Source organism: Orientia tsutsugamushi str. Boryong (assembly GCF_000063545.1).
GTDB classification, from domain to species: Bacteria; Pseudomonadota; Alphaproteobacteria; order Rickettsiales; family Rickettsiaceae; genus Orientia; species Orientia tsutsugamushi_C.
On the sequence record NC_009488.1, the window covers coordinates 684,408 to 698,179 of the forward strand.

Here is a 13,772-nt window from a genome sequence, read left to right on the forward strand (position 1 = left end):
TATTATGTGGGGTGATTATGACTTCAATATCATCAAAGTTTATAAATCGAGCACTACGTAAAATTAAAATTCCTAAGGGAGAAAAATTATTAATTATCCACGATCCAGATATAATAGGACTTAAACTGAAAATCTCATGTACAGTCTGTGGAGGAATAGTAAGAAAAACATGGATTTTAGAACAAAAATATAAAAACCAGAGTTTAAAAATAAGGATAGTGGAATTTCCATATTTATCTATTAAAGAAGCTAGAAAAATAGCAAGAGAATTAAAGACATTAATGGCGAACGGAATAGATCCAAGAGCAGTAAAACATCAACAACAGATAGAAGAAAATGAGAATCGTATAAAAGAAAGAGAAAGAAAAGCTAACGATATTACATTCAAAGAGCTGTGTTATAAGTATATTGAAGAGTATGCCAAAATATATACTATAAACTGGAAAGAGAATGCTGACAGAGTACATACTTATGCACAAGCATTATATGAAAAAAAGATAAGCAAGATTCGAATGAGTGATATTGAACCAATATTCAATGATATCCAGCAAAGAGGGAAAATATGCCACAGCAAATGCATTGCTAGCAACCTTACGCACTATATTTAATAAGGCAATAAAATGGGGATTAATAGAAAACAATCCTACTCTAGGGATAGAGCAGCATAAACTGCAAGCAAGAGAGAGACGTCTAAGTTACGATGAAATGGGTAGATTTTTACAAGTATTATGCGGAGAAGCAAGTCCATTGATAAGAGATTTTGCATTACTAGCGTTATATACTGGAGCTAGAAAAAGTAATGTGTTAGAGATGGAATGGGACAATATAGATTTTGAAAGAAAAATATGGCATATACCAAAAACTAAGAACGGAAAGGCGCAAAATATACCATTAACAGATGAGGCAATGGAAATATTGCAAGCAAGGAAATTAATATCTACAAGTAAATGGGTACTACCAAGTTCTACTAGCGAAAGCGGACACTTATCGCATCCAAATACCGCATGGAAGATAATTTGTGAAAAGGCAAGCATAAAAAATTTCAGAATACACGATCTAAGAAGGACGTTTGCAAGTTGTATGGGGGATGCAGGCGAAAGTCAGAGGACAATTAGTATAGCATTGAATCATATTAATCCAAACTCAACAATACCTTATACTATAGCTTGTATGGAGTTAGTACGAGAGTATATGTCTAAGGCTATACAAATAATTAGTGAATGTGCTAGAAGTTATAATATTTATAATACTATCTGACTGATATAAACGTTGTGGTAAGAATAGTGCGATTTCATGTCGCACATGCATATATGAACACTAATTATTGCAGGTAAAATCTGTGTTTGAAGATATTTAGCTAATTTAAACATTATAGTAGCAGAATGAGAAATCTCATGCTACAATTGAGGCTGAAGGTGATTATACAAAATCAAAAATTATGTTGGGCATTATCGAGGCCGTTGAAGTATATGGGTTTGAGCATTGACGAATGGGGAGTAGTGCTAGCTGGAGTAGCTCCAGGAATTGTACTACTAAACAGCAGGCATGCTAAATTAGGCCTAGCCTTTATGGTTGGAGGAATTGCTCTATGTTATTGCTTTAAGAAAATTAAGAAGGTATCTGAGAATTTTTTGCTAAAAAGTTTTTTAGTAGCTAAAGGTTTATTGCCAGCTCCATTAGGATATCCAAGGCTTTTGGGCAAAAAAGTTGGCAAGTAATGAATCATCTCTTTAAGTAAAATGCTATACAAGAGCTGGTTAAATATAATAAATGCTTACTTTCAGTAACTATATTGCTAGCTGCAGCTAATATAATTGCGATAATGGCTGCAATTACCAAAGAAGAAAAGTGGTTGTTAATTCCAGCAATAGAGCCTGATCGTAAAATGACGGTTTCATCGAAAAATTACCATGAAACCTATTTAAAGGAATGGGCAATTTATGTGACGAAACTCTTATTTACTACTTCTCCAAATGAGGTAGAAAGACAAATAGCAGACATGAAGGTAGTATTCAGTAATACTGAATCTTTAAACGCCAATTTAGGATAAGAGAAAGTATGAAAGATATAATGCAAAAGGTTTACAAGAGATATTATGTAATATCTTTAAATATAGTTTTAATTAATAATAGTTTATTTATTGCTCACATGTCTGTAAATGCAAATTTAGAATAAAAAACAGTTAGAAAGAGATAATATAGAAGTGTTACAATGGTCAATGTTCAGGTTAGCAAGATAGTATTATGAACTAATTTTTGTAGAAATATGAGCAATAAATAAACCGTCATTAATTGAAATTATATTTAAATATATTGCATAATTATAATTGTACAGTATCTCTTGTATACCTTTTTCATTATGCTTTTCATACTTCCCATTATCCTAATCTGGCGTTTAATAACTAATAAGTTTTATAGTTAGTAATGATTAGCTCATTAACGAGATTACGATGTTCATTGATTGAGTATGTAACTCCAATATGAGTGATGAAAAAATCTTTGTATAAATCTTTAATGAAGGTAGTGTTATTATTTGAAAGCATAATTTTAACACCTTTATTGTTTAGTTCATAAACAAAATCTCGTAGTCTGATTTGCTCTTTTTCATCAAATTGAACTCTAGTGTAGAACCGTTCTCCTGATTGGTGGTAAGGTGGATCAAGATAAACGAAATCACCTTTTTTAGGTTCTATAAACGCCAGATCAAGATAAGGAAAAGTATGAAAAGCATAATACAGAAGGCTTATAAAGAATAGCTAGTTATTAAACATTGATATTACAAAGGCGAATTTACTAGAAATATTAGAGCAGTAAATGGTTTTGAATTAAGATTATATTTAATGTAATGTATTAAAAGTCATAACGAAATATTATCCTTTGTAAACCTTTTGCATTATATCTTTCATACTTTCCCTTATCCTAAACTGACGTTAATAATCTTGAGAAAGTTGAAACATCAAAAATTAAATCAAAAAGGCGTTGTGTTCTATACTGTAAGCGATCTAAAGCAGTTCAAGGTGTAGATGTTGTTCACAAGTCGCCGAAAAAACCAAAAAAATATCTTATTAATTTATTTAAATCAAAACAGAGTCAAGGTGAACGCAAGCATACATAAGGATTTTGATCGAGAAAGATTTTCTAAACACTTTGTCTATGAATCGTATGATGAGGAGACTCAGCTATTCTTTAATCGTGGTTCAATAGGTTTTGTATTGCTTGCATGCCCATTGGCTGAAGCTAGTGTTTCGGCTCAAAATGAAATTGCTAAATTTCTAAAAAGTGATGAAAATTTACCAGCTGAAAGTAGCATGCAAGTCTTAATGATTGGTAGTAATAATATCGAACATTTTTTAAGCAACTGGCAGTTATATCGTAAAGGAGAGATATTTATTGAGTTAGCCAACAAAAGAACAGAGTTTTTGCGTGATCAAGCTCAAAAAGTAGGTTCTATAAAGGATGTAGTATTGTTAATTTCAGTTACTATACCTAATTTAAATGCAAATATCGATGATATGATTCGCAGACGAGATGCTTTAAAAGATACGTTTAGGTCCATTGGATTAAGCACTGACAATGTGAATGCACAGCAATTATTAAAGTTTCTGAGAGTAATATTTGGCTGGCCTGAAGAAGAACATTCGAATATTAATGAGTATGAAATATTGTCTGAACAAATTCTAAGTGGAGATTTTTCGTTATTTGAGAATGATGATTGTGTAAATGTAAATAATGATCAAATATTTATCAGCCTAGAAGCTCGAAAAAGGCCTGCAGAGTGCAAATTATCTGCCATGGATCTGTTTTTAGGCAATGAAATGCGTCGTGATGAATATATAAAATCAAATTTCCTGATTCATTTTGGTTTACAAATGTTGCCAAATCAAGCAATGGAAAGAACTGCAGCCATAACTAAAAGAGAGGCGCTAGAAAGAAATATTAATGCAGGAATGGGTAAATTTTTTTCATGATATACAGCAAGAAGCAGAAGATTTAGCTGATGTAGTAGCTGCTTTACAGAGTGGTGATAGAGTAGTTAATATTCACTTCAATGTTATTATGTTTGATAAAACAAAAAAGGCTAAGCAATCTGCATCAGCTTTTTGTTCGATGTTAAGACGCAGTGGATGGTATTTTGTTCCATGCAAATATGATCATGTAGCCGTGTTGCTAGCAGCGCTGCCAATGCAATTGGTTGAACAAGGTCAAAGAGGTGTATTGGGTCAAAAAACATCAGGAGTTGGAGTAGCCCTTTCTAGCTTAGGTAGAGGCATAAAAACTGTTTCCGTAGAGAGCAAAGTATTATTACCAATAATTGGTGAATGGAAAGGTGATTTAAGCTCTCCAGGTATGTTGTTAGCTGGCAGACGAGGCCAAATAATGTATTGGTCTCCTTTTGGTGGAGCTTTATTACCTGCATTAAATAAGCATGGAGCAGCTCCAAATGAGAACTTTAACCTTTGTATAGCTGGAGTTCCAGGGTTTGGAAAATCTGTTTTTATGCAAGAACTAATGCTATCAGTTTTAGGAGTTGGTGGTAAAGTTTTTGTTCTTGATTACGGAAGATCATTTAAGCGTACATGCTTGATTCTAGGTGGCAGCTACATAGAATTTGACATGAAAAATCCTGTATCAATTAATCCATTTTCCGAAGTACCAGAAGATGATAGTGCAAAGTCTATAGAAGCTAGATCGGATTTTTATCTAACTTTCCATCTATTTTAGCTACTATGGCTGCTCCACAGTATGGAACAAGCGATTTACAACAACCAATGCTTACAGAGAGCTTTGATATCAGTCTGGCAAAAAAGTGGCTCTAAGGCTGAAATAACCGATATTGCAGACTGGTTATCGAATAGAGAAGAATCATATGCTAAAGAACTTGGAAATATGCTTTTTCCTTTTACTAAGGATGGTCAACATGGAAGATTTTTTAGCGGTAAAGCTAAGTTATCATTGAACTCTGATATCGTAGTAATTGAAACTGATCATTTAAGGTCTGTACCAGAGCTGCTAGCAGTGATAGTTCAAATCATGATTGTTCATATTAATCAAACAATGGTCAAGGGAGATAGAAGTAGACCATTTTTAATTATGATAGATGAAGCCTGGAAGCTATTAGCTGGAAAGCGTTCAGGAGAGTTTATTGAAGAAGCTGGCAGAATAGCTCGAAAATATAATGGATCGATTGCTTTAGCTACTCAGCAACTCACGGATTACTTTCGTCAAGAGGGCTCTGCGTCTGAAAAGGCCTTTGAGAACTCATCGCATAAGATAATTTTGAAGCAAAATTCGGAATCCTTTAAGGCGATGCGAGCTAATCCAAAGCTTGCAGGCTTTGTTGATGAAGATTGGAAGCTGAATTTACTGCAATCTGTACATTCAAATCCTCCATATTATAGCGAAGTAGCAATTTATAGCCCTAATGTCTCTGGTGTGATAGGCAGATTAATGATTGATCCATTTACTCTACTGTTAACCTCAACGAATGCTAGAGATTATCAGGCTATAGAAGATCATATGGCTAAGGGTATGAATGTCAGTGAGGCAATTAATTATGTGATAAGAGAGCGAGAAATAATTCCATGAAGCACCAGGTAATGATGAGTATAGGCGCATTCTTTGCTTTATTTGCTGTTGCTTATCAGGTAAGTGATACAATGGCTAATTCATTAAATGCTGATATAGGTGTTGAGATTAAGGATTATGGTACTAGAGGGCATGTTTTTCCAATCATTGAGGAATCATTACTGGAGGTGATTATGGCTAAACTTAATGCTGCATCAAAAAGTGGATTGTTGAACCAAATGCAGCTGGAATTTCAGGAAAAAATTAGGCAAAAAATCATGAGACCAGTTCCAGTAAAAAATTTGAGTAAAGCTACTGAAAATAAAACGCGAATATATGATTCTACCTATGTTCAAAAGGATGACATTAAGACAAAAAATGGTATAATAATAGTAAGGAGAGGAACTAAAATAAATCCTTTAGAGATGATAAATTGGGGTGAACCACTAATATTAATTGATGGAGATGATGAAGATCAGGTCGCTTGGGTAAAATCAAGACCAGGAAAGATAGTGTTAGTTAATGGAAATCCTATTGAACTGAGCAATCTATTAGGCCGACACATATTTTTTGATCAATTTGGTATGTTGATTAGAAAATTTAAAATACAAGCTGTGCCAGCCATAATAGAGCAAGAAAATAACGTGCTTAAAATTAGCGAAGTAAGCACCTATTAAAACCATATGACGTACGATGGAAGTACGCTGTAAATAGTATAACTCAATATACTAGTCGATTCAACTTAAAAGAAGGTTTTATATGAAAAGTTGGAAATTACAGCAATTAGAACAAGATCTAGTCAAAATATTCAATTATACGCTTATAAGTGGTGAAATACAGGAGATAGTAAATTCGAGTGGTGAAACTGCATATTTAGTGCCAGGTGTAAAAGATATAGAAAATACTGCTAGCAAATTTCGAAAATATAAAAAAAGGAAGTATACATAATCAAGAAAAGCTGGTAAGTGAAGGAACTGGTAATTTTGTTAGCGATAGTAATGTCTATAACAGCTAATAACTGTTATGCAGCTGCTGGATGTGTTGGAAGATTTGTAAATCCTATAACACGATGTATGTTGGAAGTTCTTGTTTCCAATTACTATAGCTGGATTTAAGGTAGTTAGCAGTTCAATGCCAGATACTAATGCTTCTGGTAGACTTATATGTCTTTGTCCTAAGCCAGGGATTCCAATACCTGTACCTGGTATATTCCGGTAGGATTTTGGGAGCCAGTACGCCTTGTAGATGTTACAAAGTCGCCAATGTGTATGGTAAGTCTTGGAGGTTTGTCATTTGGAAGTGCTACTCAAAAAGGCATGAAAGATGAGGCTGAAGGAAGTGCTTTTTATCACATTCATTGGTATGTCTATCCTGTGATTTATTGGCTGGAAATTTTGCTTGATTTTATTTGTCTGGAAATGGCTGCAGTCGATATAGCATATTTAACAGAGTTTGATCCATTATGGAGTGATGACGCTAAATCTGCGATTTTAAATCCAGAAACGCTGTTGTTTCAAAATGTAGCTGCTTATCAAGCATGTATAGCTGATTGCATGAGTTGTGGCGCTGGTTTATTAGCAAGTGATTATGCTTTTTGGTGTGCTGAATGTCAAGGAATGCTTTACCCTTTTACTGGAACAGCTGCGGCGCATAATGGTGGAGTTGGAACATCTGTATTAATGGTAAGTAAGTTTATGGCTAGAATGCATAGGCAACTGATGTTATGGGGATATTATGGTTATAAAGGCTTATGTGGCAAGTATCCCATGCCTATTATGAAGAAAAGTCAGTATCGACTACAAATGACTTATCCGATTCCAGAAACCAGATCCTGCAAGAGCATAGGCCAAACAGAAGCTACATGGCAGGCTGGAAGAGAATTTCCAGTTAATGGTGAAGATTTTGGTTACTTGATTTGGCGAAAAAGAGATTGTTGTTTGCTTTGATAAGGGTTAGAGAGGAATATGGTTATACGAGTAATGATGTTGATGGTTTTATTATTTGTTAATAATGCTAATGCTTTTTTTTGGGCCAGCAAAAAACTTTTATTTTTGTCTCATTTTCAATGAGTGATGAGGCTTTAAAAAGCTATTTTGCTGAATCTCAAAAGGCTGGAGCTCAATTGATTATGCGTGGGTTAATTAATAACTCATTTACACAAACAAAGAATAAAACTATGGAGCTTGGTATTAGCTTCGATATAGATCCTAGCTTGTTTGAACAATATAAAATTGATGTTGTTCCTGTGATAGTAATAGATGATGAAAAAAGAGGATTAACCAAGAAATTAACTGGCCATATTCCTTTAGCAATAGCATTAGAAATTATGAATGAGAATACTCAATGAGATTATTATCTATATTAACTTTTTGATAGTGCTCAATATTAGCTGTTGTTTAGCTTCAATGCAAAGCAGTTATAATGAAGCTAGCAACTATAATGTAAATCTTGGAAATTCTTCAAATACACAAGAATTATTTCATCAAGGTAGTAATGTCAATTATCCTAACAATGATGAGGATTTAACCTACCATGGCCGTAATCAGCTTGGTACAGAAAGTGGGGCAATGTTATTTCAAGCTGAAAACAGTAAAAACAATGCCTTAACTCAACATAATATCAACGATCAAAATTATATGATAGCTAATTCAATGAGAATTGAATCTGATCCTTTAAGTGCCCTTGATAGCAGTAACTTCGTAACTCAGACAAGTAAAACTAATACTGAAATTATTCAAAGTTGTAATGAAGGTAGTAATTTTAACATTGAACTTATTCGAGAATTAAATGTTGAGTGCAGATTAGAGAATGTATGGCTTTCTTGGCAAAACCGGCAAATGGAATTTGCAACAGAAGAAATAGTAGAGAATCATAGTAATTGGCTTAATGGTCGTGCAGATTTCCATGACGTAGATAAAAATAATGAAAAAATATACAAGTTAGCAGGTGATAGCCAAATGGCTGCAAGACGAATGAGGAGTGCTGTTGCTGATAGGCTTGGCGTATCTATAGAGCATATTGGAACAAAGTTTATATTATATCAAAAAGAGGTAAAATATGTATACTTCGCTATGACTACAGAGATAAGACTCAAGAACTAAGGGAAGTAGCAGAATATTGGCAAGTTGTAAAGCCTGAACTTGAACAATTAATAGAAAGTAATGAATGCTATGAGGCGAATAGACTCAACTATGAGAGTGGTGATAGAGTATTTTTTGACAAGTTTAGAGTCAATCGTTCATATTGGAAACAAAAGATTGTTTTTTCATGTACTAGCGATCCAAAAGATGGTTGCAAACACCTTAAAATTCAAAATTGTGAATTAAAAACAGCACTTGCCAAAAATCAGTAGCAAATATTTGTTTACTATGGCAGCACGATTATAGCTGTTCAACTGAGAAGCAAACAATGCTACACTCATCATTGCGTAATAACTCAATTTTTTGTTTAGGAGGTAATTGCAACACTCCAACTATTATACCAAATAGAGATATAGCTAAAGTAGCTCATCTAGCAATGCTAAATCAGATGAGCAAGGACATTAAAACAAATCCCGTTTCTGTATTTTCAGGTAAACATCGAAAATGCAAAAAAGATGTATTTAGTTTTTTGAATTGCTGCTCTTCAATGACTGGCTGGGGGCGTGATATAGGCTTATCGCAATGCAAATCTAAGGAACAAGAATTAGCTCTATATAGAAAAAAAGGTTACTGCTATTACATTGGAACCTATTGTTCTTCAAGAATTCCGATATTGGGTATTTGCCTAGCTAGAAAGTCTACTTATTGCTGCTTTCAGTCAAAACTTGCAAGAATTTTTCAGGAAGAAGCAAGAAAGCAGCTAAAAATAGACTTCGGTACACCTGAATGTCCAAAGTGTAGAGGCCTTACTGTTGAAGAGTTACAAAAAGTTGATTTCACTAAAATCAATATGGATGAACTATTTGGAGATATACTCACTAAGGCTCAAAACAGCATGAACAAAGACATTATTGCAGGAATCAAAGATAAAGTTCATCGTATGCAACAAACTTAGTCTAAATGAGCAGATTATTAATGTTTATGATATTAATTAGTCATTTATCCACTGTTGATGCTTCACCAACAAGATTTTTATGGTACAATGATAAACATGGTCATGAGCTTGATGACTCTGCTGCTAATTCTAAGTTGATGAGTAGGCCTCATGACCAGAGAATCGAGGAATTAAAGGAGCGATTTAATCGAGCTTAGCGTATAGCGCTGGATAATCCAACGCTCGAAAATGTGATTACAGCTCAAAGATTGCAGAAGCAAATCATGGAGAAGGCTCATAAGTTTGCTACTATGTGGCAACTAGCTACTCTACTTGATTACCAACTGATTAATGCTAATGAGCCTGCTAATAGCTTACATAGAAAGCTATATCAAGAAAAATCAGAGCAGAAAGAAGCTATAGAAAATTATAATTTAGCTATTAAGAACAAACCTGATTTTGCAGAAGCTTATAATAACAAAGGAGCATCTTATGGGAAGTTAGAAAAAGATAAAGAGGCTATAACACTTTGTAATCTTGCAATTAAGTATAAACCTCATTTTGCAGAAGCTTATAATAATAAAGGAGTTTCTTTGGCTATATTAGGAAAGTATGAAGATGCGCTGGAAAATTTTGATATTGCTATTAAGTACAGATCAGATAATCCAGAAGCTTATTATAACAAAGGTATAGCGTTAATGTATTTAGGCTACATTCAAGAAGCTATTGAAAACTATGATACAGCTATTAGATACAGACCAAATTATTCAGAAGCATATCATAATAAAGGATTAACTTTAGCATTTTTAGGACAATTTCAGAAAGCAATAGAACATTTTGATTTAGCTATTAAATACGATCCTAATGATGCAACAGCATACTGTAATAAAGGTTATGTGCTAAGTATGTTAAAAAGGTATTCTGAAGCAATAGAAAGCTGCAATCTAGCAATTAAATACAATCCAAATTGTGCAGAGGCTTACTACCGTAGAGGAATGATTTTTGAGAAATTAGGTAAACACCAAAAAGCGATAGAAAATTTTGACATTGCTATCGCTATTAAGTACAAACCTAATTTTGCTGAAAACTATCTTGAAAAAGGAATTTCATTAGTAAGTTTAGGACAGTACTCAAAAGCTAAGGAGAATTTTAACTTAGCTATTAAATATAATCCTAATATCATTGCAGAATACGAAGCAATGTTTAAAAAGTTAACAGAATTAGAGAATTTTACTGGAGTAAAAGAGTATGAGCAAAAACTACAGATTTTGAAAAAATACTCTTGATGAATTTTCAGAATCAAGGCAATTTCACAAGGGGATCGCAGTTATTTGCTCATAAGTTAAGAATGTTTGGGCAAGGTAGTGCCAATGTTTTTACAATTGGGTTAGGATTATCGATATTCTGGATTATATGTCGATTATATCAAAAAGTTTTTCTGAGCAGTTTGTATTATTTTGCGATTGAGCGATATGTACAGCTTAAGCTAACAATTGGTGAACATTTTTATGATATCGATCAAATAGGAATCGTATTTTATAGTTTAAGGTTTAAAAAATGGATACACCTCAATGCTCAGGACTTTCTACATGAATTTTATACAGGTCAACATGGATTTAAAATACAGCAATTATGGGAATTCTTAATCAATTCAGCATTGTTAGAAGGATTAATTGTTTTTGCTATTGGTGTAATAATCTCAATTGTTTTCTTTAAGGCTCAAGGTAAAAAAACGATTATTAAGGCCAAAATTAGAGGCGCTGATTTTGTAGAGTATCCCAATGCCTATCTAAAATACTAAAAAACGCTAAAAAGGCCTCAAAAATCTGTTTTAGAGGCTTGCCATTAGTAAAGAATAGTGAAAGGTTACACATTCTTATTACTGGAACAACAGGTACTGGTAAAACTAATATGCTTAATGAACTGCAACATTCGTAATATCATTTTGTTTTGCTATACTATTATTTTCTGTTTGAGTAAGTTTGGTTGTTTCAACTGCCTTAGTCAGTTTAGTAATTTCAGGTTCTATAATGTCTCTAATTGACTGGTCTCCACAAGTTTGCAGAAGATTATTAAAATCACCATTTTCTGGTGGTTTGACTATACAAGTTATCGCTCCCTTCATTTCTAACGTTTTTGCAGCTTTAATTACAGTATTATTAGTTATAGAATTTTTGCTATCATTATCTGCTGCAATGATGATTTTTTCACCAGGAAATGGTGAATAATTTGTCAAATTCGAAATTCCTGCACTAGCAATGATATTACCTTTAATGCCTGATTGCTGCAAGCTCAATGCTGTTTCGGCGCCTTCTGCTATAATTGTTATATTAGGGTCATTCGCATTTCGTTTTGCTATTGTTATGAACGATCCACTGATTTTACCGAAAGATCTTCTGTTAATTGAAATATTCGCCTTATCTCCTGCCAAATTTAGATATACAGCCTGTACTCCGGTAATTTCTCCTTTTGAATTTCTTGCAAATGCTGTAAATGCTGGATAATTTTCTCTCGTTTGAGTATCAAACAGTATACTTGCTTTTAAGTCTGAACTTGCAGTGCTTTTGTCAAAAGTAATATCACGATTTTCAAGATACTTGTTTACTACTTCTGCATGTGGATTCTTATCTATATCATAACCATGTATTCTGCTTGATAGTTCATACAAGTTTTGAACTTTTGCGATTTTAACACTTTCAGGTTGTTGAGTATATTGTTGAGAATCGTCAGTCCTAAGCTGTCTATGATACCGTTGGCTAATATTAGACATTCCAACTATAGTTTTCAAATATTCCTTTGCCTCAAAAAAGCTGTATCCTTTTTCTCTTTGAACCAGGGATAATAAATCACCCTTTTGTCCTGTACTAAAGTCATACCATTTTCCAGCGTATTTGCCCTCGGTGGTTACTTGTATTTTGCCAGTGTCTCCCCAACGTATTCTTCCATGTCTAGATAGGCGCTTATTTGGATCTCCAAGAACATCACGAGCTATAGTGTCAGCTCTATAAGCTATTGCATCCCTCAATTTTTGTAGTTCTTCCTGGCTATTTGAATAATAATCGTTTTGTCTATAGTTTTGAGCAGATTGATATTGCCTTACTTCATTTGCTTGAACATTATTATTCTCATCTTTTGAATTCATAGACTCTGTCTTAGCTGTGCTAAGCTGCTCTATTAGATTAGCAACATTTTTTCGTAGCTTGCACGTTGTAGTACAGCCGTACTTGCTCTGCATTCCCTATCATGCTTATGTTAGAACTTTCTATGCCTACACCATTATTATGAAGAACATATACATCTTTTTTGAAAGCCGTTTGTGGGTTACAAATTGTCGTAGCATATCCATGTTTAAAGCTTATTTTATTCAAATCAAAGCTTACCTCGTTTCCTGTATCTGTCTTAGCTACAAACTTATTTTCATCAATTGATACTAGAGTTGCAAATTCACTGTTTTGTATTTGTAAATCCTTATCGTTTGTTTGAAAAATAATTCTGTCTCCAGCCATGTAGTTAGCATATTTTTTTGATTCAGCTCCTGAAATTAAAATGCTGTATTCTGGGCCTTTTAGATCACCATTTTCCTTCATATAATTTCTGATGTGTTGATTAATATTTTCAGCTTCCTTATGACCAGCAATTATCAAGCGGTCATGCGGCTCAACTTTACTATTTTTCCAATCATTGATTAATTGGTTTATTGATTCTTTCAGAGTGTTATTAGCCTTTAAGCTATTATGATCACTAAGCAGCACTATACCATCAGCAATATCACCATTTATCAACTTTACAGCCACGTTGTGGTTCCAGCTGTTAGCCTTAGAATTTTCTATCTCTGTTTTTGAATTATGAATGTTATTGAAATTATTTGAATCATTGATTTTGTCAGTCATATAAAACCTCACCTTCGCGTCACTAAATTGTTTTGCGGTATAAACATTTGCTATTTTTACCGTTTGAATTATAATTTTATTGCTAAGTGATTATTGAGATAGTTTTCCTGTTAAATGTAGAGCTTGCAAAAGTTCAAATGCTTTCAGTATTCTCTTAGCGTGGCATAATGCGAATTACATAGATTATACTGTGAGATGTTTTATATCTATTACTTTAACTTGAATAGTTAATAAAAGAAGTAGCAATAATTGGAGTATTAAGATATACTGACGGTATAATTCTAGATTAAGTATTTATTGGTTA

At 33.4% G+C, this 13,772-nt stretch carries 12 protein-coding genes and 6 pseudogenes; 15 read left to right on the forward strand and 3 right to left on the reverse strand.

The features are described 5' to 3' along the window. The first annotated feature begins 17 nt into the window (after window positions 1–17). The 4 genes and pseudogenes from OTBS_RS15050 to OTBS_RS03340 form a co-directional block, all read left to right on the forward strand. Window positions 18–608, forward strand: a complete 591-nt coding sequence (locus OTBS_RS15050) for an Arm DNA-binding domain-containing protein (RefSeq protein ID WP_041621169.1) — start codon at window positions 18–20, stop codon at window positions 606–608. After that, window positions 538–1,257 (forward strand): tyrosine-type recombinase/integrase, encoded by a 720-nt coding sequence (locus OTBS_RS15055; protein ID WP_232488888.1) that lies wholly within the window; start codon window positions 538–540, stop codon window positions 1,255–1,257. The genes OTBS_RS15050 and OTBS_RS15055 overlap by 71 nt, the downstream gene beginning before the upstream one ends. A gap of 125 nt (window positions 1,258–1,382) precedes the next feature. Then, window positions 1,383–1,718 carry a hypothetical protein gene (locus OTBS_RS03335; protein ID WP_011944246.1) on the forward strand — a complete coding sequence of 112 codons (336 nt, stop codon included), beginning with the start codon at window positions 1,383–1,385 and terminating at the stop codon, window positions 1,716–1,718. Between the two features lie 26 nt (window positions 1,719–1,744). Continuing rightward, window positions 1,745–2,035: pseudogene (locus tag OTBS_RS03340) on the forward strand (TraE/TraK family type IV conjugative transfer system protein); the annotation flags it as partial. A gap of 366 nt (window positions 2,036–2,401) precedes the next feature. Here the strand turns inward: OTBS_RS03340 and OTBS_RS11630 are convergent. Beyond that, window positions 2,402–2,707: pseudogene (locus OTBS_RS11630) on the reverse strand (DNA adenine methylase); the annotation flags it as partial. A gap of 218 nt (window positions 2,708–2,925) precedes the next feature. Between OTBS_RS11630 and OTBS_RS16090 the strand changes: the two are divergent. The 11 genes and pseudogenes from OTBS_RS16090 to OTBS_RS13970 all read left to right on the forward strand — a co-directional run. Then, window positions 2,926–3,114, forward strand: a pseudogene (locus OTBS_RS16090) (conjugal transfer protein); the annotation flags it as partial. Beyond that, window positions 3,095–5,585: pseudogene (locus OTBS_RS15385) on the forward strand (TraC family protein). The pseudogenes OTBS_RS16090 and OTBS_RS15385, both read left to right, overlap by 20 nt. Beyond that, window positions 5,582–6,241: a type-F conjugative transfer system protein TraW gene (gene traW / locus OTBS_RS03350; protein ID WP_011944619.1), complete on the forward strand. Its 660-nt coding sequence runs from the start codon at window positions 5,582–5,584 to the stop codon at window positions 6,239–6,241. Before OTBS_RS15385 ends, traW begins: the two are co-directional and overlap by 4 nt. A gap of 82 nt (window positions 6,242–6,323) precedes the next feature. Continuing rightward, complete coding sequence (locus tag OTBS_RS03355; RefSeq protein ID WP_011944620.1) at window positions 6,324–6,512, forward strand: hypothetical protein; 189 nt, start codon at window positions 6,324–6,326, stop codon at window positions 6,510–6,512. Between the two features lie 50 nt (window positions 6,513–6,562). Further along, window positions 6,563–7,510: pseudogene (gene traU, locus OTBS_RS03360) on the forward strand (conjugal transfer pilus assembly protein TraU). A gap of 80 nt (window positions 7,511–7,590) precedes the next feature. Beyond that, window positions 7,591–7,911: a type-F conjugative transfer system pilin assembly protein TrbC gene (gene trbC / locus OTBS_RS03365; protein WP_011944350.1), complete on the forward strand. Its 321-nt coding sequence runs from the start codon at window positions 7,591–7,593 to the stop codon at window positions 7,909–7,911. Further along, a pseudogene (gene traN, locus OTBS_RS18245) lies at window positions 7,908–9,599 on the forward strand (conjugal transfer protein TraN). The gene trbC and the pseudogene traN overlap by 4 nt, the downstream one beginning before the upstream one ends. A 20-nt stretch (window positions 9,600–9,619) precedes the next feature. Next, window positions 9,620–9,796: a hypothetical protein gene (locus OTBS_RS18250; protein ID WP_193777005.1), complete on the forward strand. Its 177-nt coding sequence runs from the start codon at window positions 9,620–9,622 to the stop codon at window positions 9,794–9,796. Between the two features lie 33 nt (window positions 9,797–9,829). Then, window positions 9,830–10,864: a tetratricopeptide repeat protein gene (locus OTBS_RS03385; RefSeq protein ID WP_232488890.1), complete on the forward strand. Its 1,035-nt coding sequence runs from the start codon at window positions 9,830–9,832 to the stop codon at window positions 10,862–10,864. Then, the gene (locus OTBS_RS13965; RefSeq protein ID WP_232488891.1) at window positions 10,864–11,379 is read left to right on the forward strand and encodes a TraD N-terminal domain-containing protein; all 516 of its coding nucleotides are present in this window, start codon (window positions 10,864–10,866) and stop codon (window positions 11,377–11,379) included. The genes OTBS_RS03385 and OTBS_RS13965 overlap by 1 nt, the downstream gene beginning before the upstream one ends. Before the next feature lie 38 nt (window positions 11,380–11,417). Continuing rightward, a complete protein-coding gene (locus tag OTBS_RS13970; protein ID WP_157866333.1) occupies window positions 11,418–11,516 on the forward strand; it encodes a type IV secretion system DNA-binding domain-containing protein in 99 nt (32 codons plus the stop codon). On the opposite strand, the gene OTBS_RS16105 is transcribed toward OTBS_RS13970, so the two are convergent. Further along, entirely contained in the window at window positions 11,494–12,813 is a 1,320-nt protein-coding gene (locus OTBS_RS16105; RefSeq protein WP_041621173.1) for a toprim domain-containing protein, read from the reverse strand. The genes OTBS_RS13970 and OTBS_RS16105 overlap by 23 nt on opposite strands. Next, complete coding sequence (locus tag OTBS_RS13980; protein WP_041621174.1) at window positions 12,758–13,468, reverse strand: hypothetical protein; 711 nt, start codon at window positions 13,466–13,468, stop codon at window positions 12,758–12,760. The genes OTBS_RS16105 and OTBS_RS13980 overlap by 56 nt, the downstream gene beginning before the upstream one ends. Window positions 13,469–13,772: the final 304 nt, after the last annotated feature.

Bases quoted from the DNA above. Each gene is read 5' to 3' on its own strand.
- OTBS_RS15050 (WP_041621169.1), top strand. From the start codon at position 18: ATGACTTCAATATCATCAAAGTTTATAAATCGAGCACTACGTAAAATT.
- OTBS_RS15055 (WP_232488888.1), top strand. From the start codon at position 538: ATGATATCCAGCAAAGAGGGAAAATATGCCACAGCAAATGCATTGCTA.
- OTBS_RS03335 (WP_011944246.1), top strand. From the start codon at position 1,383: ATGAGAAATCTCATGCTACAATTGAGGCTGAAGGTGATTATACAAAAT.
- traW (WP_011944619.1), top strand. From the start codon at position 5,582: ATGAAGCACCAGGTAATGATGAGTATAGGCGCATTCTTTGCTTTATTT.
- OTBS_RS03355 (WP_011944620.1), top strand. From the start codon at position 6,324: ATGAAAAGTTGGAAATTACAGCAATTAGAACAAGATCTAGTCAAAATA.
- OTBS_RS18250 (WP_193777005.1), top strand. From the start codon at position 9,620: ATGTTTATGATATTAATTAGTCATTTATCCACTGTTGATGCTTCACCA.
- OTBS_RS13965 (WP_232488891.1), top strand. From the start codon at position 10,864: ATGAATTTTCAGAATCAAGGCAATTTCACAAGGGGATCGCAGTTATTT.
- OTBS_RS16105 (WP_041621173.1), bottom strand. From the start codon at position 12,813: ATGCAGAGCAAGTACGGCTGTACTACAACGTGCAAGCTACGAAAAAAT.
- OTBS_RS13980 (WP_041621174.1), bottom strand. From the start codon at position 13,468: ATGACTGACAAAATCAATGATTCAAATAATTTCAATAACATTCATAAT.